The sequence below is a fragment of the Curtobacterium sp. MEB011 genome (assembly GCF_030209655.1).
Lineage (GTDB): Bacteria > Actinomycetota > Actinomycetes > Actinomycetales > Microbacteriaceae > Curtobacterium > Curtobacterium poinsettiae.
On sequence record NZ_JARVRN010000002.1, the window covers coordinates 401,448 to 425,092 of the forward strand.

General features: G+C 68.7%; 29 protein-coding genes. 12 read left to right on the forward strand and 17 right to left on the reverse strand.

Annotated features, from left to right (window positions below; genetic code table 11):
- Nucleotides 1-95 precede the first annotated feature (95 nt).
- The 3 genes from QRN30_RS03815 to QRN30_RS03825 all read left to right on the forward strand — a co-directional run bounded on the left by QRN30_RS03815 (nucleotide 96) and on the right by QRN30_RS03825 (nucleotide 1,103).
- Complete coding sequence (locus QRN30_RS03815) at nucleotides 96-473, forward strand: hypothetical protein (protein ID WP_017887622.1); 378 nt, start codon at nucleotides 96-98, stop codon at nucleotides 471-473.
- A 170-nt stretch (nucleotides 474-643) separates the two neighbouring features.
- The gene (locus QRN30_RS03820; RefSeq protein ID WP_284760509.1) at nucleotides 644-790 is read left to right on the forward strand and encodes a hypothetical protein; all 147 of its coding nucleotides are present in this window, start codon (nucleotides 644-646) and stop codon (nucleotides 788-790) included.
- A gap of 109 nt (nucleotides 791-899) precedes the next feature.
- Nucleotides 900-1,103 (forward strand): hypothetical protein, encoded by a 204-nt coding sequence (locus tag QRN30_RS03825; protein WP_194589841.1) that lies wholly within the window; start codon nucleotides 900-902, stop codon nucleotides 1,101-1,103.
- Between the two features lie 181 nt (nucleotides 1,104-1,284).
- On the opposite strand, the gene QRN30_RS03830 is transcribed toward QRN30_RS03825, so the two are convergent.
- The 8 genes from QRN30_RS03830 to QRN30_RS03865 all read right to left on the reverse strand — a co-directional run bounded on the left by QRN30_RS03830 (nucleotide 1,285) and on the right by QRN30_RS03865 (nucleotide 7,468).
- Entirely contained in the window at nucleotides 1,285-1,581 is a 297-nt protein-coding gene (locus QRN30_RS03830; protein WP_284760510.1) for a histone-like nucleoid-structuring protein Lsr2, read from the reverse strand.
- Nucleotides 1,582-1,643: 62 nt separating this feature from the next.
- Nucleotides 1,644-3,146 (reverse strand): sensor histidine kinase, encoded by a 1,503-nt coding sequence (locus tag QRN30_RS03835; protein WP_017887620.1) that lies wholly within the window; start codon nucleotides 3,144-3,146, stop codon nucleotides 1,644-1,646.
- A 120-nt stretch (nucleotides 3,147-3,266) separates the two neighbouring features.
- Nucleotides 3,267-3,812, reverse strand: a complete 546-nt coding sequence (locus QRN30_RS03840) for a hypothetical protein (protein WP_284760511.1) — start codon at nucleotides 3,810-3,812, stop codon at nucleotides 3,267-3,269.
- Between the two features lie 372 nt (nucleotides 3,813-4,184).
- Nucleotides 4,185-4,529: a histone-like nucleoid-structuring protein Lsr2 gene (locus QRN30_RS03845; RefSeq protein WP_017887618.1), complete on the reverse strand. Its 345-nt coding sequence runs from the start codon at nucleotides 4,527-4,529 to the stop codon at nucleotides 4,185-4,187.
- Nucleotides 4,530-4,659: 130 nt separating this feature from the next.
- Nucleotides 4,660-5,184, reverse strand: a complete 525-nt coding sequence (locus tag QRN30_RS03850; RefSeq protein ID WP_042540950.1) for a P-loop nucleotide/nucleoside kinase family protein — start codon at nucleotides 5,182-5,184, stop codon at nucleotides 4,660-4,662.
- A 95-nt stretch (nucleotides 5,185-5,279) separates the two neighbouring features.
- Nucleotides 5,280-6,140: an alpha/beta hydrolase gene (locus QRN30_RS03855; protein ID WP_111022417.1), complete on the reverse strand. Its 861-nt coding sequence runs from the start codon at nucleotides 6,138-6,140 to the stop codon at nucleotides 5,280-5,282.
- Nucleotides 6,141-6,183: 43 nt separating this feature from the next.
- Nucleotides 6,184-6,900 (reverse strand): alpha/beta fold hydrolase, encoded by a 717-nt coding sequence (locus QRN30_RS03860; protein ID WP_284760512.1) that lies wholly within the window; start codon nucleotides 6,898-6,900, stop codon nucleotides 6,184-6,186.
- 58 nt (nucleotides 6,901-6,958) lie between these two features.
- Entirely contained in the window at nucleotides 6,959-7,468 is a 510-nt protein-coding gene (locus tag QRN30_RS03865; protein WP_284760513.1) for a P-loop nucleotide/nucleoside kinase family protein, read from the reverse strand.
- A gap of 246 nt (nucleotides 7,469-7,714) precedes the next feature.
- Between QRN30_RS03865 and QRN30_RS03870 the strand changes: the two genes are divergently transcribed.
- A complete protein-coding gene (locus QRN30_RS03870; protein ID WP_284760514.1) occupies nucleotides 7,715-8,191 on the forward strand; it encodes a GNAT family N-acetyltransferase in 477 nt (158 codons plus the stop codon).
- Nucleotides 8,192-8,358: 167 nt separating this feature from the next.
- Nucleotides 8,359-8,535 carry a hypothetical protein gene (locus tag QRN30_RS03875; RefSeq protein ID WP_194589837.1) on the forward strand — a complete coding sequence of 59 codons (177 nt, stop codon included), beginning with the start codon at nucleotides 8,359-8,361 and terminating at the stop codon, nucleotides 8,533-8,535.
- 82 nt (nucleotides 8,536-8,617) lie between these two features.
- Here QRN30_RS03875 and QRN30_RS03880 read toward each other — a convergent pair whose 3' ends face one another.
- The 3 genes from QRN30_RS03880 to QRN30_RS03890 are packed head-to-tail and all read right to left on the reverse strand — an operon-like array spanning nucleotide 8,618 to nucleotide 10,395.
- Nucleotides 8,618-9,439, reverse strand: a complete 822-nt coding sequence (locus QRN30_RS03880; RefSeq protein WP_284760515.1) for an aldo/keto reductase — start codon at nucleotides 9,437-9,439, stop codon at nucleotides 8,618-8,620.
- Nucleotides 9,440-9,474: 35 nt separating this feature from the next.
- Nucleotides 9,475-9,873, reverse strand: a complete 399-nt coding sequence (locus tag QRN30_RS03885; RefSeq protein WP_140449165.1) for a hypothetical protein — start codon at nucleotides 9,871-9,873, stop codon at nucleotides 9,475-9,477.
- Nucleotides 9,874-9,876: 3 nt separating this feature from the next.
- Nucleotides 9,877-10,395 (reverse strand): hypothetical protein, encoded by a 519-nt coding sequence (locus QRN30_RS03890; protein ID WP_194589834.1) that lies wholly within the window; start codon nucleotides 10,393-10,395, stop codon nucleotides 9,877-9,879.
- Nucleotides 10,396-10,534: 139 nt separating this feature from the next.
- Here QRN30_RS03890 and QRN30_RS03895 point away from each other — a divergent pair, with 139 nt between their 5' ends.
- Entirely contained in the window at nucleotides 10,535-10,801 is a 267-nt protein-coding gene (locus QRN30_RS03895; RefSeq protein ID WP_194589833.1) for a DUF1264 domain-containing protein, read from the forward strand.
- 123 nt (nucleotides 10,802-10,924) lie between these two features.
- On the opposite strand, the gene QRN30_RS03900 is transcribed toward QRN30_RS03895, so the two are convergent.
- A complete protein-coding gene (locus QRN30_RS03900) occupies nucleotides 10,925-11,386 on the reverse strand; it encodes a DUF4383 domain-containing protein (protein ID WP_017887611.1) in 462 nt (153 codons plus the stop codon).
- A gap of 232 nt (nucleotides 11,387-11,618) precedes the next feature.
- Between QRN30_RS03900 and QRN30_RS03905 the strand changes: the two genes are divergently transcribed.
- Nucleotides 11,619-12,233 carry a GNAT family N-acetyltransferase gene (locus tag QRN30_RS03905; protein ID WP_214518883.1) on the forward strand — a complete coding sequence of 205 codons (615 nt, stop codon included), beginning with the start codon at nucleotides 11,619-11,621 and terminating at the stop codon, nucleotides 12,231-12,233.
- A gap of 85 nt (nucleotides 12,234-12,318) precedes the next feature.
- Nucleotides 12,319-12,675: a VOC family protein gene (locus QRN30_RS03910; RefSeq protein WP_031260007.1), complete on the forward strand. Its 357-nt coding sequence runs from the start codon at nucleotides 12,319-12,321 to the stop codon at nucleotides 12,673-12,675.
- An 85-nt stretch (nucleotides 12,676-12,760) separates the two neighbouring features.
- On the opposite strand, the gene QRN30_RS03915 is transcribed toward QRN30_RS03910, so the two are convergent.
- Nucleotides 12,761-13,783 carry a LacI family DNA-binding transcriptional regulator gene (locus QRN30_RS03915; RefSeq protein ID WP_017887608.1) on the reverse strand — a complete coding sequence of 341 codons (1,023 nt, stop codon included), beginning with the start codon at nucleotides 13,781-13,783 and terminating at the stop codon, nucleotides 12,761-12,763.
- A 213-nt stretch (nucleotides 13,784-13,996) separates the two neighbouring features.
- Between QRN30_RS03915 and QRN30_RS03920 the strand changes: the two genes are divergently transcribed.
- The 4 genes from QRN30_RS03920 to QRN30_RS03935 all read left to right on the forward strand — a co-directional run bounded on the left by QRN30_RS03920 (nucleotide 13,997) and on the right by QRN30_RS03935 (nucleotide 19,288).
- The gene (locus QRN30_RS03920; protein WP_017887607.1) at nucleotides 13,997-16,030 is read left to right on the forward strand and encodes a beta-galactosidase; all 2,034 of its coding nucleotides are present in this window, start codon (nucleotides 13,997-13,999) and stop codon (nucleotides 16,028-16,030) included.
- Nucleotides 16,027-16,941: a carbohydrate ABC transporter permease gene (locus QRN30_RS03925; protein WP_017887606.1), complete on the forward strand. Its 915-nt coding sequence runs from the start codon at nucleotides 16,027-16,029 to the stop codon at nucleotides 16,939-16,941. The genes QRN30_RS03920 and QRN30_RS03925 overlap by 4 nt, the downstream gene beginning before the upstream one ends.
- Complete coding sequence (locus QRN30_RS03930; RefSeq protein ID WP_017887605.1) at nucleotides 16,938-17,888, forward strand: carbohydrate ABC transporter permease; 951 nt, start codon at nucleotides 16,938-16,940, stop codon at nucleotides 17,886-17,888. The genes QRN30_RS03925 and QRN30_RS03930 overlap by 4 nt, the downstream gene beginning before the upstream one ends.
- A 62-nt stretch (nucleotides 17,889-17,950) precedes the next feature.
- Complete coding sequence (locus tag QRN30_RS03935; RefSeq protein ID WP_284760516.1) at nucleotides 17,951-19,288, forward strand: ABC transporter substrate-binding protein; 1,338 nt, start codon at nucleotides 17,951-17,953, stop codon at nucleotides 19,286-19,288.
- Nucleotides 19,289-19,431: 143 nt separating this feature from the next.
- Here the strand turns inward: QRN30_RS03935 and QRN30_RS03940 are convergent, their stop codons facing one another.
- The 4 genes from QRN30_RS03940 to aztB are packed head-to-tail and all read right to left on the reverse strand — an operon-like array spanning nucleotide 19,432 to nucleotide 23,634.
- Entirely contained in the window at nucleotides 19,432-20,610 is a 1,179-nt protein-coding gene (locus QRN30_RS03940) for a hypothetical protein (RefSeq protein ID WP_284760517.1), read from the reverse strand.
- 26 nt (nucleotides 20,611-20,636) lie between these two features.
- Nucleotides 20,637-21,539: a metal ABC transporter substrate-binding protein gene (locus tag QRN30_RS03945; RefSeq protein WP_284760518.1), complete on the reverse strand. Its 903-nt coding sequence runs from the start codon at nucleotides 21,537-21,539 to the stop codon at nucleotides 20,637-20,639.
- The gene (locus tag QRN30_RS03950) at nucleotides 21,536-22,744 is read right to left on the reverse strand and encodes a YncE family protein (protein ID WP_194589828.1); all 1,209 of its coding nucleotides are present in this window, start codon (nucleotides 22,742-22,744) and stop codon (nucleotides 21,536-21,538) included. The genes QRN30_RS03945 and QRN30_RS03950 overlap by 4 nt, the downstream gene beginning before the upstream one ends.
- Nucleotides 22,741-23,634 carry a zinc ABC transporter permease AztB gene (aztB, locus tag QRN30_RS03955; protein ID WP_056073299.1) on the reverse strand — a complete coding sequence of 298 codons (894 nt, stop codon included), beginning with the start codon at nucleotides 23,632-23,634 and terminating at the stop codon, nucleotides 22,741-22,743. Before aztB ends, QRN30_RS03950 begins: the two co-directional genes overlap by 4 nt.
- Between the last annotated feature and the right edge of the window lie 11 nt (nucleotides 23,635-23,645).

Below are 23,645 nucleotides of genomic sequence, written 5' to 3' on the forward strand. Positions count from 1 at the left end.
CGCTGTGGGGCACGGACCCACCCGGGTGTGCGGTCGGTACGACTCGACCCTACGAGTCCGTGCTCCGTGTCACCCCTGCGCTACGGTCAGGCCACATGAAGCGGTCATCCGTGCACGACGAGGGGCAGCGCCGTCCGCGTGGTTCGTGGGGACTGGGGCTCGCGCTCTGTTCCCTCGTGTTCCTCGAGGTGTTCGCGACGATCGGCTCGCTGCCGGGGATGGTCGCCGCGCAACTGGAGCAGTACACGCCCTGCGCTTCCGACGCGACGTTGCAGTGTTCGTACGCCGTCGGGGAGACCGCGCAGTTCCTCGTACCGCTGGTCGCACTCATCGTCACGATCACGACCTGGGTCATCGGAGCGTCCGGTGTTCCCACGGTGCGGCGACGGGTAGTGACGCCAGCGATCGGCCTCGTGGTCATCGTCCTGACCTTCGTGCTCGGCGTCGTCGCGATCGATCTGTCGATCAGGTGACCGTCGTCAAGCGAACTCGCTGCCACACGCTCCCGAGGACCTGATGCCGTTCACTCCAGGTCGGTTTCGAGACCGGGCCGACTGCGGGGTGGATGGCGTCGTCGACGGACTCAGGAGCGCTGGTCTCGGTGCCCGATAGCCGATCGGCTACCGTCTCGAAGGGTGTGACGATGACAAATCACCAGGCGATCGCCCGCCGCATCGATGCGCCCGGGGAGTACGCGATCGAGGTCGGAGCCGGGGCCTGGAAGATCCGTGGGCTGCTGCACGCCATTAACCGGAACCCTTCAGCCTATGGCGTCGAACCAGCGTCCTGACGGACGAGTCACCTCCCTATACAACCCGCCATCAATGGCGCGTGCGAGGGCATGGCCGCCCGTTTACGATGAGGTGCCGAACGGCTCCGAACAAACAGGGGGACATGCGATGAGCAAGATCAAGCAGGCACTGGCCGGTATGGGGATGGTCGTGGCGCTGGCGGGAGTGGGTGTCGTTCTGCCCGCTGCTGCGGCTCCTGCGCAGGCGCGTCCACTCGTCTGTCACACGTGGACCGAGACGGTCCACGCGAAGAACTGCGACAAGAAGCGGCAGATCTGCACCGCGTACATTTACCACCGGATCTGCGACTGAACGACAGGCAGCAACCACAGTAGGGGTCGGGCGCCGTCATCGGTCGCGCGACCCCTGCTCGTCAACCAGCGCACGTGCAGTCGTCGTCGTCAGCGCGTCCCGCCCGCAGAACGATGCGGAAACTGCACGGCTGAGGTGCCTATCTAGCCGACACGCGCCCGTGTGCCGTGTCGCGGGGGTGTCAGTGTGCGGCGTCGTACGCGTCGCGGACGGCTTGGCTGATGCGGCCGCGGGAGGAGACCTCGTGGCCGTTCGCGTTGGCCCAGTCGCGGATCTTGGCGAGCGCTTCCGAGTTCCCACGCTTCGGCGCACTGCCAGCAGTAGTGCGGACGGAGCGGCCGTTGGCCTTGCGTGCGGCGGCGATGTAGTCGGAGAACGTTTCGCGGAGCGCGTCGACGTTGTCGTCGGTGAGGTCGATCTCGTAATAGGCGCCATCTGCCCTCGCGCTCCAACCACAGCACGGGCGAGGCGCCGGCATGCCCCCCCCCCCCCCGGGGGGCTGTGCGGAGGACGCCGGTGCGTGGCGTGCGGCCGACGGTTTCAGCCGGCTTTCCCGGTGTTTGCGTGTCCAAAACGCCGCTCTCGTTTAGTTATCTTGGGCTTTTCGGGGCTTATCCGTGGAATCACGACGGTAACTTCCAGTCCGCGCGGGTCGAGATTACGCATTGAAGCAGTGCCTCCGGCGAGCTGGGCTGTGGCTTGGACGATCGCGAGGCCGAGTCCGGATCCTCCGAGTTTCGGCTGGCCGTCAGTCGGTCGCGCTGTACGCGCCTTGTCCGGCCTGGTAAATCGGTCGAACGCCACGGCGATGAAGTCCGGAGGCACACCGGGGCCGTCATCAGTGACCGTCAGCCGGGCGGAGCTGTCTTCCAGCGACCAGGCGACTGTGATCGTCCCAGATTCCGGGAGTGCGTCGATCGCGTTGCTGGCAGTGTTGGTGATGAGTTGACTCATTCCGCGGCGATCCAGTCGGAACACGTGGGGTTCCTGCGTTGCATTTTCTTCCGAGTCGGATCCGTCTTGCGGATCGATGTCGAATTCGATCGTGATGTTTTTTGCGGCTGCGATCATTCGTAGGCGGTCTACTGCTACCAGTACTTCATCGCTGAGCTCTTCCCAACTGGTGAGCGTTCGCGACGTCGAGTCCACGCGTTCGGCTTCGTCCGCTCGGGAGAGGGTAAGGAGGTCGTTCGCGAGTCGCGCGAGTCGCGCGACGTTGTGCTGCGCTTGCTTGACGTGAACTTGGAGTGCGGCGGCGTCGCCCCTGTCGAGTGAAGCGAGTTCCAGTTGCGTTGTGAGTATGGCGAGGGGGGTGCGGAGTTCGTGGCTCGCGTCGGATACCATCTGGCGCTCGCGTGCGGCAGCGTCGCGCGTCCTGCTCAAGAACTCGTTCAAGGTGCGTGCAAGAGCTTGGAGTTCGTCCCGAGCGTCTCCAACGGGAAGGTCGGCGTCGGCTTCTCCGGCGCTGAGTCGTTCTGCTTCGCGACGCATCCTCGAGACGGGCCTGAGCGCGGCGCAGGACAACAGCCATGTCGCGCCGCCGAAACAGGCCAGAACCAGCACGCCGGCGACGACGACGCCGCCGGTCAGCGAGTCGATGACGAGCGCCTCTCCCTGAGCGTCACTTGCGGCGATTACGGTCCAACGCCCCGAGGCGCTTTGCGGATGATCGACGACGACCCGGTACGACGAGCCAGCCTGGATCGCCGTTGAGGAGCCGTCGTCAAATCGCGCGATCTCGGGTAGCTTCCGCAGCAGCGAATGCTGTTCGATTGATGAAAGAACACGCTTGCCGCTCGGATCGAGGACGGCGACAAGCTGCCCGTTTCCTGGCGCACGGAAACTCGGGTCCGCTGAGCGTTCCACTTCCGTCACGTACGGGCTAGCGTCCGCGCGAAGCAATGTGCGGGTTGCGTTCGCGACAACGTTGTCCACCTGAACGCGCATCACCATGACCAGCGCGGCGATGACCAGCGCGGCGACCCCTACGCTCCCGAGCGTCAGGCGCGCGCGCAGCGACAGGTTGCGTAGGCGTCGAATCATTGGCCGCTACTCCATCGTGATTCGCCCAGCTGAGGCGGTGCATTGCGTGTCATGGTCTCACCAAGCAGAACAGATGGGCGCGTGACCGGGCAGCCGGTGTCGCGCCCATCCTAAGAGAACTTAGAGGCGTTGAATTCGCGTGATGGTCACCGGGTGGCTTCCGAAGACGATGAAGCCGTCCGGCGGAAAGCTGTACTGATGTCCCCCGTAGTTGATGTATGCCTCGCGGTCGCCCGCCGCGAAGCGCTTCAATGGGCCCCAGCGGCCGGACAGCGACCCGGTGCCGGTGTAGCCATAAGGCACCGATGAGGTTGTTGTCATGCAGAGGCTGGTTGAAGTGCAGCCGGGTGACGAGAACGACAAAGCATCGGTGTGTACTCGTGAATTGGGCTTGTACGCCGCTGTGACCTTGCCCGTTGCGCCGTCGACCAGCAGGTATACCTGGCCGCCAGACCACTCGACCTGGTGGATCTCCGCTTCCGTCTGCGTGCCGGCCAACGCGTGGAGCTGGGCGTCATACTGGGCGGTGTTTGGTGCGTTGCTCACCGTTGGTGTGGCTTCGAGTCCAGTCGACGCAGAAGCCATTGTGGGAACCGCGATTGCTACGGCGAGCCCGAGTGCTACCCCGAGCGAAGTCAACCGGCGCGACCTCTTGGTGATGTTCATAGTCTTCTCCCCGGGAGGCTGACGTCCGCAGCGCTCCTCGCACAAGCATGGGTGGGAGGTTTTGACAAGCCAAGGCGCGGAACCGCAACGCCTCGGCAGTGGGAGGGATTTGGCAGTTGGTGAACCTGAATCTTAGATCACGTTCAGGAGTAGCCGTTGAGCCTGCAGGGTCGCCGGATCACCTTCCTTCAAGAGACCATCTCTCGGTCTGAGCGCGGAGGGTAAGCGCGACAGGAAGGACGCGTATGAACAGGACACTTTACGAAAGTGAACTATTCGTGCGGCGTGCCGACCTGTGAACGTCATGTCGGGGCGAACGCGAACAGCCGGCCACCCCTCGAGGTGGCCGACTGTTCCGCTGGCAGAGTGGCGTCAGTGCGCGGCGTTGTAGGCGTCGCGGACGGCCTGGCTGATGCGGCCGCGGGAGGAGACCTCGTGGCCGTTCGCGTTCGCCCATTCGCGGATCTTCGCGAGCTCTTCCGAGTTGCCACGCTTCGGCGCGCTGCCGGCGCTGGTGCGGCCAGCGCGGCTGGTGACCTTGCGTGCTGCGGCGATGTAGTCGGAGAACGTTTCGCGGAGCGCGTCGGTGTTGTCGTCGGTCAGATCGATTTCGTAGTGGCCGCCATCGAAAGAGAAGGACACGGTGCGGCCCTTGCCGTCTTCGATGGTGTCGCCGGTGAGGTCGTCGACGAGGTGCGTGGTGACTTTCTGCGCCATGGGAGGTCGCCTTTCGCTCGTAGATTCCCTCCACCCTGGCATAGCTGCTCACCGAGGACGCTTCGTTGGTTCCTTCCTGACCAGGGGCGCGTGCCACAGAAACCCCTGCCATGTCTCACAGAGGGATCGACTACCGGACAGCCGCAGCCTTAATCGCTTCGACGATGGCTGCGATGGTCACTGGGTCGCTCGTGGAAGTCGCGTCGATGACCAACGGGGCCTCCTGTACCGGTGGCTCGAAGCTCGCGCCGTGCTCTGCGAGCACCGCGTCCGTAACGTCGGGCCGCACCTGCCCCAACCTGTTGGCCAGGACCCGTTCCCGCTGCAACTCCGGACTGATCTGCACCCACACGAGTACGAACGGCACCCCTGCAGCTGATGCGGTCGCGCGCCACTCGTCGCGGATGAAGCGCGGCGATCCTGTGTCATCGACCACGACGTGGTGGCCAGCAGCAAGGAGCACGCCCGCACGCGCGTGCGCGATCCGGTTCGTGGCCGCCCACTCCTCCAACGGGATGCCCTGTCCACCGTGAAGTCCACGCTCCTCATTGATCCGGTCAAGGCTCAATAGCTCACCCGCCAATGCGTTGGACAGCGCAGCAGCCAACGTGCTCTTACCGGAGAACGACAACCCACACGTCAGCACCAGCGCCATGCTTCGGACCCTACAACTGTCCATGCCGCCGGGTACCACCAAGCTAAGTGGATACCCCCGCGAGTGCCGGCTGCAGGCGCCCTGTAGGCGATCGGCTATCGAACGGACGCGGGGTGAGCTTGCCAGAGCCAGCGCAGAGCGTCGGGGAGGAGTACTCCGCCGTGGTTGGGTGAATGGTTGCCGTCGCCGACAACGAGGCGAAAGTCGTAGCCCGCGCGTCCGAGCGCAGCCGCGGTGTCCAGGCTCTCGGCGAACCAATTCCACTCAGGCTCGTTCCAGTGCAAATCGCGGTGAGCGGCGTGGAGGAACAGACGTGTCTGCCTGCGGGGTTCGGTAGCAAAAAGGGCCGGGTACGGGTTGCCGCCGGGCATCTGCGCGAAGCTCGGATTGAAGGCGATCGCTCGACCCAGGCCCTCGGGTCGGCTCCACGCCGCGGTGACGGCAGCGTTCCCGCCGCTACTGCCACCACAGATGCCGCGCATCATCGGATCGTCCGAGACCGCGTAGCGCTCTCGCACGATGGGGAGTACCTCGTCGAGGAGGAAGCTGGCGTACGTGTCGTTGAACGCGTCGTACTCAGCGTTGCGGTGCTTCGTCGGCGTTCCGTTGACATCGAGCACGCCAGGGTCCACAAATACGCCAATCATCTGTGGCAAGTCACGCTTGGCAGCGAGGTTGTCGAGGACGATCCCACCGCGGACGTCGCCGTCGGGATCGAGGTACCACCAGCCGTCGTTGAAGAACATGACCGCGCTCGGCTCGTCGGCCCGATGCCCTGCTGGGCGGTGCACCCACACACTTCGCGTGGTACCCGGGAAACGCTGGCTCTCTTCGAGCTCGAACTGTTCGACCGAGCCTGGCTCAACGCCGACGCGTGTCACAGAGTCAGGTCCGTACTCGTACGAGACGTTGTCCTGAGACAGCGGCAGAGCAGCGAATGGTTGCGGCGTCGACACGCTCGGATGCTACCGGGATCGCTTCGTCCCCCATAGCGATGGCTTACCGGAACACCTCGGGCAGCGCGCCAACGAACTTGTCAAAGTGGCTGTACCAGACGGAGTGGGCTGCTCCGGGGACGTCCCGGACGATCACGCCCCGGCTCTCGTGGTGCGCCGCTGTCACGTCATTGACGTACAGGCTCGGCTTCGCTCGCACGATGATCGATCCGGGCTCCGGCTCGAAGGACACCCCAGGCCCCGTTGCCGGCGACGCCGCCGTGGCCGGATCGAAGTGGTCCGCTGCACGAGCCTCGACAACGCAGTCCTGGTCGCTGTAGAACGGCCGCGATGCTCGAAGCCCGTCGTACGTGCGCGCTCGTTTGTCCTGCTCGTACTCGGCGGTGAGTTCGGTGCGGTCCCAGCCGCCGCGCGACGTGAAGGGAGCATCAATGTAGACCGAGAGCGCCGGGGCCAGCAGCCCGGCGTCCACAGCCGCTGCGAGGAGCATCGCACCGTACGAATGGCCCATCACGAGGTCAGGCGTCGGTCCGCATTCGTCGGCAACGGACTCCGCGATCGATCGGGCGGCCCGATCTACCGTCAAGGTGTCGTCGCGCGGTGACAGTCCGTGGCCCGGAAGATCGACCACTGAGACGCGATAGCCGCTCGCGACCAGCAGCGGCACTACTCGCCACCAGCTCTCGCGAGAACCCATCATCCCGTGCAGCAGCACCGCCGTGCGGTCCCCCTGGCCATGCACCTCAACGTGGAGCTTCATCGGGGTATCGAAACACATCCTGCTCCACGGGCCGGCTGTCTCGTTAGCCGATCGGCTACTAGGCGGCGTGCGTGGCTTCCGCCCAGGCGTCGCGTATCCGGTTGACCTGCTCCTCCACAGTCATGTCCGTGACGTCGATGACGAGGTCAACCGCGGGAGGAGCGGCAGTGATCCGATGCAGCAGCTCGAACTCTTCGTCTGTGATGTACACCGGGCGGGTTGCGGCTCGAGCGCGGGCTTCGTCGAGGCTGATTGCTAGGTGCACGATGAAGCATTCCGGCAGCTGCGCGCGGTACACGGGCAGAACCTCCGTGGTCACTACATCGGATACTGTGACGGCGAAACCGTCGGCGTGGAGGTTCCGCGCGAGGTCTGCCACGTTGCGGGCAGCCAGCTCATGTTGCGCCTGACCTTCCGGACCAGACCACAGCGTTGCGGCTCCGCTGACAACGAGCTGACGGATGTCGTCGCCGTCGATGTAGGCGGCTCGCTCCTGGGCAACCGCGAGAGCCCGAGCGCAAGTCGTCTTCCCGACTGCCGGGCCGCCCGAGAGGATCAGTGGTCGCATCGTCGGGATCCCTCCATCACTGTCCGAGCCACCGAGACTAGCGATGCGCGTCGCAGCGCGATCGGCAGTCGGGACGCGCTGCGCCGCGCTTCTTCCGTGACCATGGCACCGCTGGATACCGTGTGCGCATGGACTGCTTCGCGAGCTGGCGCACGCGCTACTGACGGGACGGCTCCGGCCGCCGCTCTCCTCCACCCCGAACCACGGGCGTGGAGCCTTCAGACTGCTCACGAAAGAAGCACAACCATGCACATCCGCGACTGCACACCGCTCGATCTGCCGACGCTCATCGAGTTGACGATCGAGACCTTCCGGCCACTGCTCGCCGGTTCGCTCCCACAGCTCCGACCTAATGTGACCGCGCACGACCATGGGCATTGGGAAGACGACTACCGCCAGGAGGTCCCATCCCTGCTCGCTCCCGACGAAGGTCGGTTCATCACGCTGGCCGAGGAGCACGGTAGACCCCTGGGGTACGTCGGCTGGAACACCACAGGCGAGTCCTCCGGCCGGCTCGAAATGGTTGCTGTCCACCCAGACGCTCGCCGCCGTGGAGTCGCGCGAGCGCTCTGCGCGGGCGCGCTGACCAGGCTCGAACAGCTCGGCGTCACGGTGGTGCACATCGGGACCGGTGGCGACGAGTTCCACGCGCCGGCACGGGCCCTCTACGAATCCCTTGGCTTCATCCCGTACCCAACCGTCGACTACGCCCGGTCGCTCTGATCGAAGCCGGGAGGGCCGCCGCGCCCGACGGCCCTCCCGGCCCGTCCGAGACGTCCCAATAGCGGGTGGTTCACCGCTACACCCCAATTGTCACCTTCGACGCCTTCCGCTGCCTACTGCCGCCTGACCAGGGGTATTGCCGTATACCTGTCCCGCAAAAATGCCCGGTGAAGGGGCGCCAAACGCTACACGCCTCCCCGGATGACGAAGGCCAGGGAACGCGCGCCGGCATCCTTCTCGCCACCGGCATTGCCGTGACGTTCGTGAACGCCCCCGACGACGACCTCGAGCGCGAGGACCGGAACTTCGTAGCCGAGATCACCGTGCGTCCGCACGGCGGCTGAGCCTCGCCCGTGACTCGGCCGTGTACCGACCGGAGGCGCGGTGCCAGCCGGCACCGCGCCTCCCGTCCGGGGTGGGGCCGCGTCAGCTCGCGGTGTCCTCGAGCGCGTCGAGCGCGGCCACGTCCTCGGCGGCGAGCACGAAGTCGACGTCGGCGTTCTCGGCGATGCGTGACGGGGTCGTGGACTTCGGCAGGGGCAGGACGTCCTTCTCGAGCAGGTAGCGGATGGCGACCTGGGCGACGGTCTTGTCGTACTTCGCCGCGATCTCGGCGATCTGCTGGTTCTCGAGCAGGCCACCGGTGGCGAGCGGGGAGTATCCCTCGGTCAGGATGTCGTGCTCGCGGTCGAAGGCGGTCGTCTCGTCCTGGGTGTTGCCGATGAACCAGCGGATCTGGTTGGCGTGCGGGACGACGTTCGTGCGGCCGAGCAGGTCCTCGAGGTCGGCGACGGCGAAGTTCGAGACACCGATGCTCTTGGTGCGGCCGGCGTCGTAGAGCTCCTCGAAGACCTTCCAGACCTCGACGTTGCCGTCGCGGTGGTCGGAGCCCATGTCGCTCCAGGGCCACGGCGCGTGGATCAGGTACAGGTCGACGTGTCCGAGGTCGAGGTTGTTGCTCGACTCCTCGAAGGCGTCGCGGGCGCCCGAGGCCGTCTTGATCTCGGCCGGCAGCTTCGTGGTGATGAAGAGTTCGTCGCGGGGGATGCCGCTGTCGCGGACGGCCTCGCCGACGCTCGCCTCGTTGCCGTACGCCAGGGCGGTGTCGATGTGGCGGTAGCCGAGCTCGAGGGCGGTCTTCGTAGCGTCGTACGCGTCGGAGCCGGACGGGATCTGCCAGGTGCCGAAACCGATCTTCGGGATGTGCAGACCGTTGGACAGGGTGAACGTGTCGATGAGTGCGGGCATGCAGCGGACAGTACGCCGGTCGGGTTCAGCCACGGTCACGGTGCGGAACGCGGGTGTCCTCGGGCTTGCGCGCACTCGGGGAGGAAGTGCCGGTACTCCTCCTTGCGGGCAGCGGTGCTCACTGCGCCGTCGAAGTCGGTCTCCGGAACAACCCCGACCGCGACGTCCCCGTGGCCAATCCCATCGCAGACGGCGACGATGACGCCGTCCGCTCCGTCGGCCTGAGACAGTGTCGCTGGGCGATGGAGCACCTGTGGAGACAGGTCGTACCAGACGAACGCGTCACCGTCCGGGACGAGGGCACCGGCTTCGGTGACCGTCATCCCGACCGTGACGTCCGCGCGGGCCGGGTGACCTGCTGTGGAACATCCCGCCAGCAGCAAGGCGGCGACGGCAATGCTGGTCACTCTGATGCTCAGGCGCAGGGCGAACATCGGTCAGCGGTACCGGATGATGTCGCACGTCACGCGTGCACTGCCCGGGTTGAAGGCGTACAACCAGCCGGAACGACCGGTGACGTAGTCCTTCCCAGCGCCGGTCATGTGCTTCTCGATCTTGTACTTGTAGCGGTTCCCGACCGGGTAGGCGACGAGCATCCTTCCCTTGGGGACACGCTGCCTGCTGCAGGTCACCGAGACGCTCTGTGTGCGGGAAGCGCTGAAGTCGAGCTTGCCCGCGGCCCACTTCCTCGTCGCACCGAACTCCAGACCGATCGTTCGTGTTGCTGCGCGGCCCTTCGTGAGGCCGCAGTTCATCGAGGACGTGCGGGACCCGCAGGATGCGAGGATCTGCGAACCGGTGTGGTGGGACTTCTTCGACTTGTTGACCACCTTGTTGTAGTACCCCCACGCGGCTCGAGGCTCGCGCGGTTGCGTCGCTTCGGCTGCGGTGCCGCTGGCGAGCAACAGAGAGATGGTGGCGGCAGCTACGAGGGCGCTCTTGACGGAAGTCTTCATGAACGTCGAGCCTGGCGGAGAACCAAAGAAATATGTAGAACATCAAACTTCGATGCGAAGTCGTTACCTGGCCTCCGACGCCAGCAAGGGCGTTCCGGGTTGCATGGCGCGCACCTCGAACGGACGGAAGGACGCCCGCATGCCCCTGAACCCCACCGTGCACGACCGGAAGACCGGTGTCACCCCACACGGAGAGCCCGGCGGCTTCGAGCTCGCCCTGCTCGACCGCGGTGCCGCCGTGCTGCAGACCTCGGCACCGCTGCGGGGCTTCGACGTCTACGTGGTCGGGTTCCACTGCGTGAAGGGCGAGCCCGACGTGCAGATGGAGGCGCACCACTTCTGCAAGGTGGTGAACGCCGAGATGCTGCAGTGCGTGCTCTTCGACGCGGACGACGGGCGCTCCTGACGGCAGCCGACGCTTGAATAGGCATACCTTTCAAGCCCCCGGCAGGTCGGTTGCGGACCACACGGCGGACGGGAGGCCCGTGGCAGTGTCGCCACGGGCCTCCCGTCCGGTGTGTGCTGCGGTTCAGCGCGCGGTGCGCGTGCCGATCCGCGGCAGGACGAAACCGAGCACGATCATCGCGACGGCGAGGAAGGCGTGCAGCACGTTGTCTGCGCTGTTCAGCGGCACGAAGTTCGCGCCACCGGCCATGCCCGCGGTGAAGAGCCCGTAGACGAAGAGCACCGCGTAGACGATGCCGCCGGCGACGAGGTACAGGCGCGCTGAGGCTGCACGGCGGGCGGCGAGCAGCCCGACGATGCCGAAGAGCAGGTGCACGATGTTGTGCAGGACGGACACCTGGAACAGGCCCAGGAGCAGGGCCATGGAGCCGTGGCCGGCCACGGACATCGAGCCCATGTCCATGGTGAGTCCGGGGATGAACCCGGCGATGCCGACGATCAGGAAGACGACACCGAAGACGAACGCGCCCCGCTGGGTCCACGTCGAGCCGGAGCCGGTGCGTGCGGTTGCTGCGCTGCTGGTCATGATCAGCCCTCTTTTCTGTACGCGCCGCAGTGTGCGGCACACATGACATTCGGAGCGCTTCTACGGTCGGTTTGCAGGTCAGGGGTGCGAGAGGCTGCGATGGCCGATTCACGCACCGGCAGCGCCCGCGATCTGCCCTCGATCCTCTCGGGAAGTGCCCGGTGCGCGTGCAGGAAGGCCCGCCAAGATGAAGTCGGCCAAGTGGCCAAGTCGTTCGACCCGAGGAGTCACCATGGAGACCGTCGTCCGAGCAGCAGGACCCGCCGAACTCGAGGCGGCCGCAGCCGTCCTGGCCGAGGCCTTCGCCGACGACCCGGTGCTCGCCGAGTTCCGGCCGCCCCGATCCGGCGAGGACCGTCCCGCCGTGCTGGCCCGCCTCTTCGCTGCCCTCATCCGCTCGGTGCCGACGACCGGTCGTCGGGTGGACGTCGCCACGATCGGTGACCGCGTGGTCGGCGCCGCGTTCTGGCAGGCGCCCGGTCGGCACACCGGCGGCTTCGGCGCCTTCGTTCGACAGGTGCCCGAGTTCCTCCGGACGCTCGGGATCCGCGGTGCGCTCCGCGCCGTGACGCACCTGCGCCGCATGGAGCGCGCCCGCCCGATGACCCCGCACTGGTACCTCACCGAGATCGGGGTGTCGGCCGCCGCGCGGGGTCGTGGCGTCGGTGGCCTGCTGCTCGGGCACGCACTCGAACGCGCCGACCGGTCGTCCCGGGGCACCTACCTGGAGTCGTCCACCCCGGTGAACCGCCGGCTGTACCGACGGCACGGGTTCGCGGACGGCGCGCCGATCGCGGGGTTCCGCGCGGCGACCCCGATCAGCATGTGGCGTCCGGCGGCGGGCTGACCCGACGCCGGGGGACACCGACCCTGTACCGGCGTGCACGAGCCCTGCCTACCGTCCACGGCACACCACGACGAGAGGAAACACCATGGCAAGTGGAGTCGCAGCAGTCTGGGTCCCGGTCAGCGACATGGAGCGCGCCGTCGCGTTCTACCGCGACACGCTCGGTCTCACCGTCAAGGACCAGTCCGACGACTGGAGCGAGATCGACGCCGGTGGTCTGATGATCGGCCTGAACGGACGCGAGTCCGCCAGCCAGGCGAGCGACGGCGGCGCCGTCGTGTCGTTCCAGCCGGACGGCAGCATCGAGGACGAGGTCGCCTCGCTCAAGGAGCGCGGCGCGGACATCCAGGGCGAGATCAGCGAGCACCCGTGGGGCAAGATCATCCCCTTCAAGGACAGCGAAGGCAACGACCTGCAGCTCTACTCGCCGCCGCAGGGCTGAACCAGCCGGGTGCGGAACGCACCCACGGACGGACGGGAGGCCCGTGGCGACGCCGCCACGGGCCTCCCGTCCGTTCCGTGGCCGACTACGCGGACCCGCGCCAGACGACCTCCGTCGGCAACAGCAGACCGCGTGGGCCGTCGTCGGTGCCGCCGATCTGCTCGAGGACCTGGTGTGCCGCCTGCTCGCCGAGCAGGCGCGCCGGCTGCCGCACCGTCGACAGCTGCGGGTCGCACCGCAGCGCCCAGGCGCTGTCGTCGAACCCGACCACACCGACGTCCGACGGCACGCTCCGGCCGCTGCGCTGCAGGACGTCCATGGCACCGGCGGCGACGGCGTCCGACGCGGCGAACACCCCGTCGATGTCCGGGGCCCGCTCGAGCAGCTCGCGCATGCCCTCGGCGCCGGCGGTGTAGCTGAACAGGGGGTTCCGGGCGACGAGGTCGGGGTCGAAGCGCTCGCCGAGTGCCGCGGTGAACCCCGCCAGGCGGTCCTGGCCGGAGTCGCGGTCGAGCCCGGAGGCGAGCATCCCGATCCGTCGTCGGCCGGTGTCGACCAGCCGTCGGGTGATCTGCTCGGCGGCGTCGCGGTTGTCGATGCCGATGTACGAGATGTTCGCGGCGTCGGACGGGTGCCCGACGAAGCACGCGGGCATGCCGATCTCCTCGATCGCCCCGGTGATCGGGTCGCCGTCGCGGGCGGACAGCACGATGGCGCCGTCGACGAAGCCGCCGCGCAGGTACTCGACCACCCGCTCGCTGTCGCGGGCGGAGTCGACCATGATCGTGACGAGCTGCTGGTCGGCGTCGGACAGCACGGCGTTCGTGCCGATCAGGATGTTGCCGATGTTGGGGTCGTCGAGCACCACGACCGAGGGTTCGTGCACGATGAGCGCGATCGCCCCGGAACGCCGGGTGACCAGGCTGCGGGCGGCGGCACTGCGCACGTAGCCGACACGTCGGACGGCGTCCTGCACGGCCTCGCGCGCCTTCGGTGACACGTACGGCTCGTCGTTGAGCACCCGTGAGACGGTGCCGCGGGACATCCCCGCTTCGTCCGCGACGTCCTGGATCGTGGCGCGCTGACGAGCGGATCGGACCTCGGACATGGGGCAACCATATCCGCCGCTGAGGAGCCCTCGGAACGCCTCGCAGTTGACAGGGTGCAGCCGCTGGTGTTTGATCTGGGAGCGCTCCCAGAAACCTCCGGCCCTGATCCCCGGTGCGGCCTGGGAGCGCTCCCAGAACACTGGGTGGCCTTCGCCGTCGAAGGGGTCGCACGCGGCCGAGGCGGCGGGTCGCCCCGATCAGCGAGGATCCCCGTGACGACCACCACCCTGCCGACGACCGCCACCGGCGCGCTCGGCCTCGGCTCGACGGGCCTCGCGTTCGGGTGCGACTACAACCCCGAGCAGTGGGACCCCGAGGTGTGGGTCGAGGACGTCCGGCTCATGCGCGAGGCCGGCGTGAACCTCGTCGCGATCAACGTCTTCGGCTGGTCGCACGTCGAACCCCGGCAGGGTGAGTACGACTTCGCCGCGCTCGACACCGTCATCGAACTGCTGCACGGCGCGGGCATCGGGGTCGACCTGGGCACCGGCACCGCCTCGACGCCGCCGTGGCTCACCACCCGCCACCCCGAGGTCCTGCCCGTCGTCGCCGACGGCACGACCCGCTGGCCCGGTGGCCGCCAGGCGTTCTGCCCGAGCTCCCCGGTCTACCGCGAGCACGCCCTCGCCCTGGTCCGCGCCACCGCCGAGCGCTACGGCGACCACCCCGCCGTGCGGCTCTGGCACGTGTCGAACGAGCTCGGCTGCCACAACGCGCACTGCTACTGCGACGTCTCCGCCCAGGCGTTCCGCGGCTGGCTGCAGGCCCGGTACGGCACGGTCGACGCGCTGAACGCCGCCTGGGGCACCTCGTTCTGGAGCCAGCGCTACTCGGCGTGGGAGCAGGTGCTGCCGCCCCGCGCGACGCTGTCGTTCACGAACCCGGCACAGACCATCGACTTCGACCGGTTCTCGTCCGACGAGCTCCTCGGCCACCACCGCGCCGAGGCCGCCGTCCTGCGCGAGCTGAGCGACAAGCCCGTCACGACGAACTTCATGGTCGCCGCGCACATCACGGCGCTCGACTACTGGTCGTGGGCCGGCGACATGGACGTCATCGCGAACGACCACTACCTGGACCACCGCCTGCCCCGGCCGCACGTCGAGCTCGCCTTCGCCGCCGACACCACCCGCGGCCTGGCCGGCGGCGCCCCGTGGCTGCTCATGGAGCACTCGACCGGTGCCGTGAACTGGCAGCCGCACAACGTCGCGAAGGCCCCGGGGGAGATGCTCCGGAACACCGCGGCGCACATCGCCCGCGGTGCCGACGGGGTCTGCTTCTTCCAGTGGCGCGCGTCCGTGCAGGGCAGCGAGAAGTTCCACTCCGCGCTGCTGCCGCACGCCGGCACCGAGTCGACGACGTGGCACGACGTGGTCGCGCTCGGCGCCCTGGTCGAGCGGCTCGGCGAACTGCGGGGGTCGCGCGTGGTCGCCGACGTGGCGCTCGTCTTCAGCTGGGAGAACCAGTGGGCCGCCGACCTGGAGGCCCACCCCAGCACCGCGCTCCGCTACCTGGAGCAGGTCCACGCGTTCCACGCCGCGCTGTGGGACCTCGGCGTGACCGTCGACGTCGTCGCCCCCGGAGCACCCCTCGACGGGTACGCGCTCGTCGTCGTCCCCGAGCTCTACCTGGTGCGCGACGAGCACGCGGCCGTCATCGCCGACCACGTCGCCGCTGGCGGGCACGCCGTCGTCAGCTGCTTCAGCGGCATCGTCGACGAGCGCGACCGGGTCCGCACCGGCGGCTACCCGGGCGCCTTCCGCGACCTGCTCGGCGTGCGGGTGGACGAGTTCCTCCCGCTCGCCGCCGACGCCACGATCGCGCTGTCCGACGGCACGACCGGCAGCGTCTGGTCCGAGCCGGTCGAGCTGCGCGGCGCGACGAGCGTCGTCGACTACGCCGAGGGCTCCCTCGCCGGACGCCCCGCCGTGACCCGCAACGAGCACGGCGCCGGCACCGCCTGGTACACGTCCACGGTCCTCGACACCGCAGCGCTGGGCGGGTTCGTCCACCGCGTGCTCGACGAGGCCGGGGTGCACGCCGACCCCGCCGTCCGCCCAGGGCTCGAGGTCGTCCGTCGCCGCGACGACACCCACGAGTGGGTCTTCCTGCTGAACCACTCCGACCGCACCGTCGAGCACCACGAGGCCGGCCACGAACTCGTCGCCGACCGCCCCGTCACCGGCACCACCGCCATCGCCCCAGGCGGGACCCAGATCATCCGCACCGACAGGAACCGCTCATGACCACCACCGCACAGTCGCCCAGCGCGACCCGACGACGCCGGGGCGGCGGGTTCCGCTACCGCCGCGCGATCGCGATCTTCGTCCTGCCGTTCGCCGTCCTGTTCACGGCGTTCTACCTGGTCCCCATCCTCTACGCCGTGTGGGAGTCGCTGCAGAAGATCGAGCGGCAGGGCACGTTCGGCGCCCCGACGCAGGTCTTCGGCGGCCTGAGCCAGTACGCCCTGGTGTTCCAGGACGGCGAGTTCTGGAGCTCGGTGCTCCGCGTGCTGCTGTTCGGTGTCGTGCAGGTCCCGGTGATGCTCGGGCTCGCGCTCCTGTTCGCCCTGCTGCTCGACTCCCCGCTGCTGCGCGGCAAGCGGTTCTTCCGCCTGGCGTTCTTCGCGCCGTACGCGGTGCCCGGCGTCATCGCCGCGATCATGTGGGGCTACCTCTACGCCCCCGACCTGTCGCCGTTCTCCGCGGTGACCTCGCGGGTCGACCTGCTCGGCGGCAGCACCGTGCTGTGGGCGGTCGCCAACGTCGTGACCTGGGTCTACGTCGGCTACAACATGCTCATCATCTACTCGTCGCTCCTCGCGATCCCCGCCGAGGTGTACGAGGCGGCGAAGCTCGACGGTGCGTCCCAGCTCCGGATCGCCCTGTCGATCAAGATCCCGCTCGTCGTGCCGGCCATCGTGCTCACCGCGGTGTTCTCCGTCATCGGCACCCTGCAGCTGCTGACCGAGCCGACCGTCTTCCGGCAGTTCACCTCGACCATCTCGTCGACGTTCACACCGAACATGCTCGTCTACTCGACGTCCTCGGTGCCGAACTTCAACCTCGCCGCGGCGTTCTCGGTCGTCCTCGCCGTCGCCACGTTCGTCCTGTCGATCGGGTTCCTCCGACTGACCCAGCGGAAGGCCGCCCAGTGACCGTCAACGCCCCGTCCCCAGGTGACCTCGTCCGCGACGTCGGCCGACCGCTCGAGCCGAACCGGGCCTCCCGTCTGCGCCAGCGCGGAGCGCGCGGTCCCCGTGAGAGCGTCATCTCACGCAGCGCCGCGATGATCGTGATGGGGGTCTTCACCCTCTACTTCCTGCTGCCGATCTTCTGGCTGCTGGTCTCGTCCACCAAGACCGCCGCGAACTTCAACTCGACGTTCTCGCTGTGGTTCAGCGCCACCTCGGTGCAGGACTTCTTCGGCAACCTCGTCGAGCTGTTCACGCGGCAGGACGGCATCTACCTGCGCTGGCTGCTGAACAGCATCGCCTACGCCGGGGTCGCCGGGCTGCTCGGCACCGTGCTCTCCGCGATGTGCGGGTACGCCCTGGCGAAGTACCGGTTCCGTGGCCGCGAGGTCCTGTTCAACGTGTTCCTCGGCGGCGTGCTCGTGCCGGCGACCGCGCTGGCCCTGCCGCTGTTCCTCATCTTCAGCCAGGTCGACCTGACCGACACGTTCTGGTCGGTGTTCCTGCCGAGCATCGTCAGCCCGTTCGGCGTCTACCTGTCACGGTTGTTCGCGGCGTCGAGCGTGCCCGACGAGATCATCGAGGCCGCCCGCATCGACGGTTCCGGCGAGGTCCGCACGTTCTTCACCGTGGCCGTGCGGCTCATGTCGCCCGCGCTCGTGACGATCTTCCTGTTCCAGTTCGTCGCCGTCTGGAACAACTTCTTCCTGCCGCTCGTGATGCTCCGCGACTCGTCGCTGTTCCCCGTCACCCTCGGTCTCTACACGTGGAACTCGAGCGTGAACCAGTACCCGGACCTGCGCACCCTCGTGCTCATCGGGTCGTTCGTCTCGATCATCCCGCTGCTCGTCGCCTTCCTGAGCCTGCAGCGCTTCTGGCGCTCCGGCCTCGGCTCCGGCGGCCTGAAGTAGCCCCTCGACCCGCACCCCTTCCCGCACCAGCTCTCCCCACACCACATCCGAACGGAAACAGCATGAAGACAACGAAGTTCCTCAGCGTCGCCGCGATCGCCGTGGCCGCCACCGTGGCCCTCGCCGGCTGCAGCACCGGCGGCAGCAGCAGCAGCGGCGGATCCGGCACCGCGGCCGCCAGCTGCAAGCCCTCGGGCGGCAAGGTCACCCTCGACTTCACGACCTGGGTGCCGAACATGGACAAGGTCGTCGCGATCTGGAACAAGGCCAACCCGGACATCCAGGTCAAGGTCTCGATCGTCGCGAACGGCAACAGCGGCACCTACCAGAACTTCTTCAACCAGCTGAAGGCCAAGCAGGCGCCGGACATCGGGCAGGTCGAGTACGACACCCTGCCGGCGTTCCGCGTGCAGGGCGGCCTGGAGGACATCGGCGCGTGCTCCGGCATCAGCGACGCGAAGAAGGACTTCTCTGACGGCCTGTGGAACCAGGTCACCTTCGGCGAGGGGAAGTCGGTCTACGCCGTGCCGCAGGACTCCGGTCCGATGGCGCTGTACTACCGCAAGGACCTGTTCGAGAAGGCCGGCCTCGACGCCCCGAAGACGTGGGAGGAGTACGCCGAGGACGCCGTGAAGATCAAGAAGCTCGGCGGCAACATCACCAACTTCGCCAAGGGTGACGTCAACCAGTTCGCCGGGCTCGTCTCGCAGGCCGGTGGCCAGTGGTTCGAGAACTCGGGCCAGGACTGGAAGGTCAACCTGGACGACGCCGCGTCGAAGAAGGTCGCCGACTACTGGCAGGACCTGATCGACAAGAAGCTCGTGAACACCCTGCCGAGCTTCACCGACCAGTGGAACAACGCCTACGACAGCGGCAAGGACTGGACCTGGGTCTCCGCGGTCTGGGGTGCGAACACCATCTCGAGCGGTGCCCCGTCGACCTCGGGCAAGTGGGCCGTCGCCCCGATGCCGCAGTGGAAGTCCGGCGAGACCAAGTCGGCCGCCTGGGGCGGTTCGTCGAACGTCGTCTTCGCGGGCAGCAAGCACCCGGCCGAGGCGTCGAAGTTCCTGGTCTGGCTGAACACCTCGACCGAGGCGCTCTCCGCGCTGAACAAGGAGGCCAACCTGTACCCGGCCTCGACCACCGGTGCCGAGCTGCCGGCCCTGACCCAGGGGCTCGACTTCTACGGTGGCCAGAAGATCTACGAGGAGTTCGCCACCGCTGCGAAGGACATCCAGCCCTTCACCTGGGGTCCGACGATGACGCAGACCTACTCGGACGTCTCCGACGGCTTCGGGCAGGCCGCGTCCGGCTCGGGCACGCTGAGCGAGGCGCTCGAGTCCGGGCAGTCCAAGACCATCGCGGCGCTCAAGGCGCAGTCGATCCCGGTCAAGGGCTGACGCACGGCGGCTGACGTCGCGCGGTCCACGCGCTGACAGCGGACAGGAGGCCCGTGGCGGGATCGCCACGGGCCTCCTGTTGCGTCTCGGGGTCGTGTTCCGGACCCCGTCGCTCGTTCGCTTGTTCGCTTGTTCGCTCGTCGCTACGCGACCGCGATCTCGTTGGGCACGCCCGGCAGCTCGTCGCTCGAGGCGATCACCTTGCCGGTGGTCAGGTCGACCGCGTGGATCCTCTGCTCGGCGGGTTCGGTGACGTAGGCGACGTCACCGGCGACCTTCAGGGCGGGGTGGGCGTCCTGCCACTCGGCCGGGCCGTCCCACGCGTCGATCACCGGGTACGACTCGAGCGGCTCGCCGGTCGTCTCGTCGAAGGTGTGCAGGGCACCGTCGTCGCCGAGCACGACCGCCTCGTCGCCGGGGCCGCGGGCCAGGTCGCGGAAGGTGAAGCCGACGCCGTCGGGCATGTCCGCGACGGTGTACTTCCCCGAGGCCGCGTCGATCAGGGCGATCTGGTCGAGCAGGTAGCCCTCGCTGTCGGGGTCGTCGTTGTAGTCGCCGACGGCGACGGACGAGTCCTCGGTGGTGAACAGGTTGCCGGTGCGGCCGTACTCGGTCGGGGCGTCGATCTTCTCGAACGTGCCGTCGTCGTAGACCAGGGCGCCGTCGGTGCAGCCGAACACCGCGACCTCACCCCTGACGGCACCCTCACCGTGGACGTCGGGGCACTGCTCGGACCGGGCGATCTCCTCGCCGTCGGCGTCCAGGGCGCGCACGCCGGAGCGGCTCTCCTCGGTGCCGATGGTGGTCAGGAGCGTGCCGTCCTCGAGCTCGATCGCGACGCCGTGGTGGGCGGCCTCGGACTTCGTCGTCTCGACCTCGGGCAGGTCGGCGCCGTCGAGCTCGGTGTGGTCGAACGTCGTCACGTCCCCGGTGCCGTCGGCGAACAGGGCGGTGCGGTCGCCGTGGACGACCGCGTGGCCGCCGGTGTCGGCGGGGAACACCGCGTCGGTCAGGGCCGGCTCGGCCTGCGTGTCGAGGACCCGGAAGCCCTCGGGCACGGTGACGAGCACGTGGCGTCCGTCACCGGCCGGGTTGACCCGGGTGAAGCCGTCGATCGCGTCGTCGGCCACCACCTGCAGGTCCTGGTCGAGGACGAGCAGGCCGCCGTCGTAGGTCAGGGTGATGCGGGTCCCGTCGGCCTTCGGGGCGTCCGTGGTGTCGGACCCGGCGTCGGTGTCCGTGGCGCACCCGGTCAGGGCCAGGGCGGCCGCACCGAGCAGGGCGGCGGGCCACACGGCCCGGAGCGTCTTCGTGTTCGTCATGCCGTTCACTGTATTGATTCTCATTCTCATTTACCAGTCGACAGGCCGTCGACGATGGCCTCGGTGTTCGAGCGCATCATGCCGAGGTAGGTGGAGGCGTCGCCGTCCTCGGTGAGGGACTCCGTCGCGAGCGGGCGGATCTCGACGTGCAGGTCGACCTCGTCCGCGAGCACCTCGGCCAGCCGTGCGGGTTGCGAGGCGTCGGCGAAGATCGTCCGGACGCCCGCTTCGTCGATGGCGTCGGCCAGGTCGCGCAGGTCGGCGGCGCTCGGGGAGGCCAGGGTGGTCCCGCTCGGGATCACCGCCCCGACGACCCGGAAGCCGTAGTGGTCGGCCAGGTACCCGAACACGTGGTGGTTCGTGACGAGCGCCCGGCGTTCCTCGGGCACGGTGCTGAACGCGGTCGTCATCGTGTCGTCCAGGTCGCGGAGCTCGTCCAGGTAGGCGTCCGTGCCGGCCGGTTCGATCCCGGCGTCGCGCAGGTCCTGGTCGAGGGCCTCGACGACGTCGACCATCCGGGCCGGGTCGGTCCAGAAGTGCGGGTCGGGGCCGCTGTCGTCCTCGGTGGTCCACTCGAGCGGGTCGAACGCGTCCCCGGCGGTGGAGACCGGCACACCGTCCTCGGCCGCCGCCGCGACGTGCCGGGCGACCCCCTCTTCGAGCCCGAGCCCGTTCTCGACCACCAGGTCGGCGCTCCGGAGCCGTGCGGCCTGCTGCGCGGAGACCTCGAACGAGTGCGGGTCGGCGCCCGGCGGCATGAGGACCATGACGTCGGCCCGGTCCCCGACCACTTCGCTGACGACGTCGCCGAGGATGTTCGTCGTCACCGCGACGAGGGGGCGGTCGGAGCCGGTGGTGGTGCACCCCGTGGCGACGAGGGCGAGCGCTGCGGCGACGAGGCCCGCGGTCAGGGCCCTGGTGCGCGTCACAGTCCGGCCTCGGCGAAGGCGACTGGGGCGACGGGGAGCTCGATCGTGCGGGCGACCCGGGCCCCGTCTGCGAAGTCGATCTCGTGCACGGTGCCGTCCGCGGGGTCGGCCAGGTAGGCGCGCTGGGCATCGAGCTGCAGCAGCGGGGCGTCGTCGTCGGGGCTGGCGTCGACCAGTGCCTTCGTCGTGGCGACCTTCCCCGTCGAGGCGGTCACGACCACCACCCGGCCGGAGTCGTCGACGCCGACCACGTGCTCGTCCTCGTCGTCCACCGCGACCACGGCGCGCAGGGGCCGCTCGGTCGGCACGAGGCGCCAGGAACCCTGTCGCGCGTCGAGCAGCCAGAACCCGGTGGTGCCCGCCAGCCCGGCGACGGTGGGTCGGCCGGCACGTGCGGCGAAGGCCGTCGGCCGCTCGGCACCGTCGGGCAGGTCGACGAACGACGTCTCGCCGGCGTCGTCCACCACGACCGCCCCGTCGGCACAGCCCACGACTGCGCCGGCGCGGGTGACGATCCCGCCGGCGGGGTCGGTGCAGGCCTGGGTGTCGGTGTCGGTGTCGGTGGCGTTCGTCGCCTCGCCGTCGGCGTCGAGCACGCGGACCCGGTCGCCGTCGGCCGCCACGAGATGCTCGCCCATCGGCAGCAGGACGCGCGCGTCGATCCGTGCGGTCTCGTCGACCTCGCCCTGTCCCAGTGCCTCGCGGTCGAGCACGACCGCCTCGGCTCGGTCCGGCCAGGTGATCGTCGTCATGGTCTCGGACGAGTGCACCGCGACCCGGCCGCCGCCGTCGATCGTGCCCACCACCCGCGGCTCGGCGGCGTAGTAGTGCGTGTGGTCGCCGTGGTCGACGGTCCAGGACCCGCCGTCGACGATCGTCGTGCGGTCGGCGTCGCTCGTCACGAGGAACCGGCCGTCGGTCGCCGAGTGCTCCGGTGCGTCCACGGTGTCGAGCTCGGTGGTCTCCTCGGTGAGCAGGTCGTGCAGCGCGGTCGCGCCGGTCGCCGACACGGCCAGGAGGCGCACCTGGGGTTCCTGGGACTCGCTCGCGCCCGCCACGTAGCCGTGGGGACGGACGGTGCCGGTCGAGCTGTCGGCCGACGGGGCGCCCGTGGAACAGGCGGTGACGGTGAGGGCCATGCCGGTGGCGAGGCCGATGGTGGACAGGATGCGCGCGGGGGCGCGGTTGGTGGTCGAGTGCTTCATGCTCCCTCTCGAGACGGTGCGGCGGATCGTGGTGCTGCCGGCGCGGCCGCGCGCGCCGGTGTCGGGATCGGGGTGCGCCGCAGGACGACGGCGGCCAGGGCGCGCGAGACCACGACGCCGCCGACGGCGACCGCGGCGATGCTCGCGCCGGCGGCGGTGCCGGCGTGCCAGGAGACGAGGAGCCCGACGAGCACGGCGGCCGCACCGATGCCGGCGCCGAGGAGCATCGTCGAGGCCACGTGCCGGGTCCACGCGCGGGCAGCGGCGGCGGGCGCGAGCAGCAGGCCCACGACGAGCAGGGTGCCGACCGCCCGGTACGAGGCGACGACCGCCAGGGTGACGAGCCCGATGAGCACGACCTCGGCCAGGCGCGGGTGCAGGCCGAGCGTCGTGGCCTTGCGGGTGTCGAACGCCAGCGCGGTGAACGGCCGGTGGAACGCCACGGCGACGGCCAGGGCGACGGCCGCGGCGATCGCGAGGCCGCCGACGTCCGCCCGGGTGACGGCGAGGACGTCCCCGAACAGGATCGCGGTGACGTCGGTGGCGAACGACCGCGACGACGACACGATGATCACGCCGAGTGCGAGCATCCCGACGAAGAGCAGGCCGATCGAGGTGTCGTACGACAGTCGGGCGCGACGACGCAGCGCTCCGACACCGAGCACCATGACGCCGGCGCTCACCGCGGCGCCGAGCACCGGCGGGACCCCGGTCAGGGTGGCGATCGCGACGCCGGGCAGCATGCCGTGCGAGAGCGCCTCGCCCAGGAACGCCATGCCGCGCACCAGCACCCACGTGCCGACGACGGCGCACAGGACCGCCGCCAGGGAGCCGCCGACCAGGGCGCGCACCATGAAGTCGACGGAGAACGGATCGGTCAGCCAGGTCACGGTCCGAGACG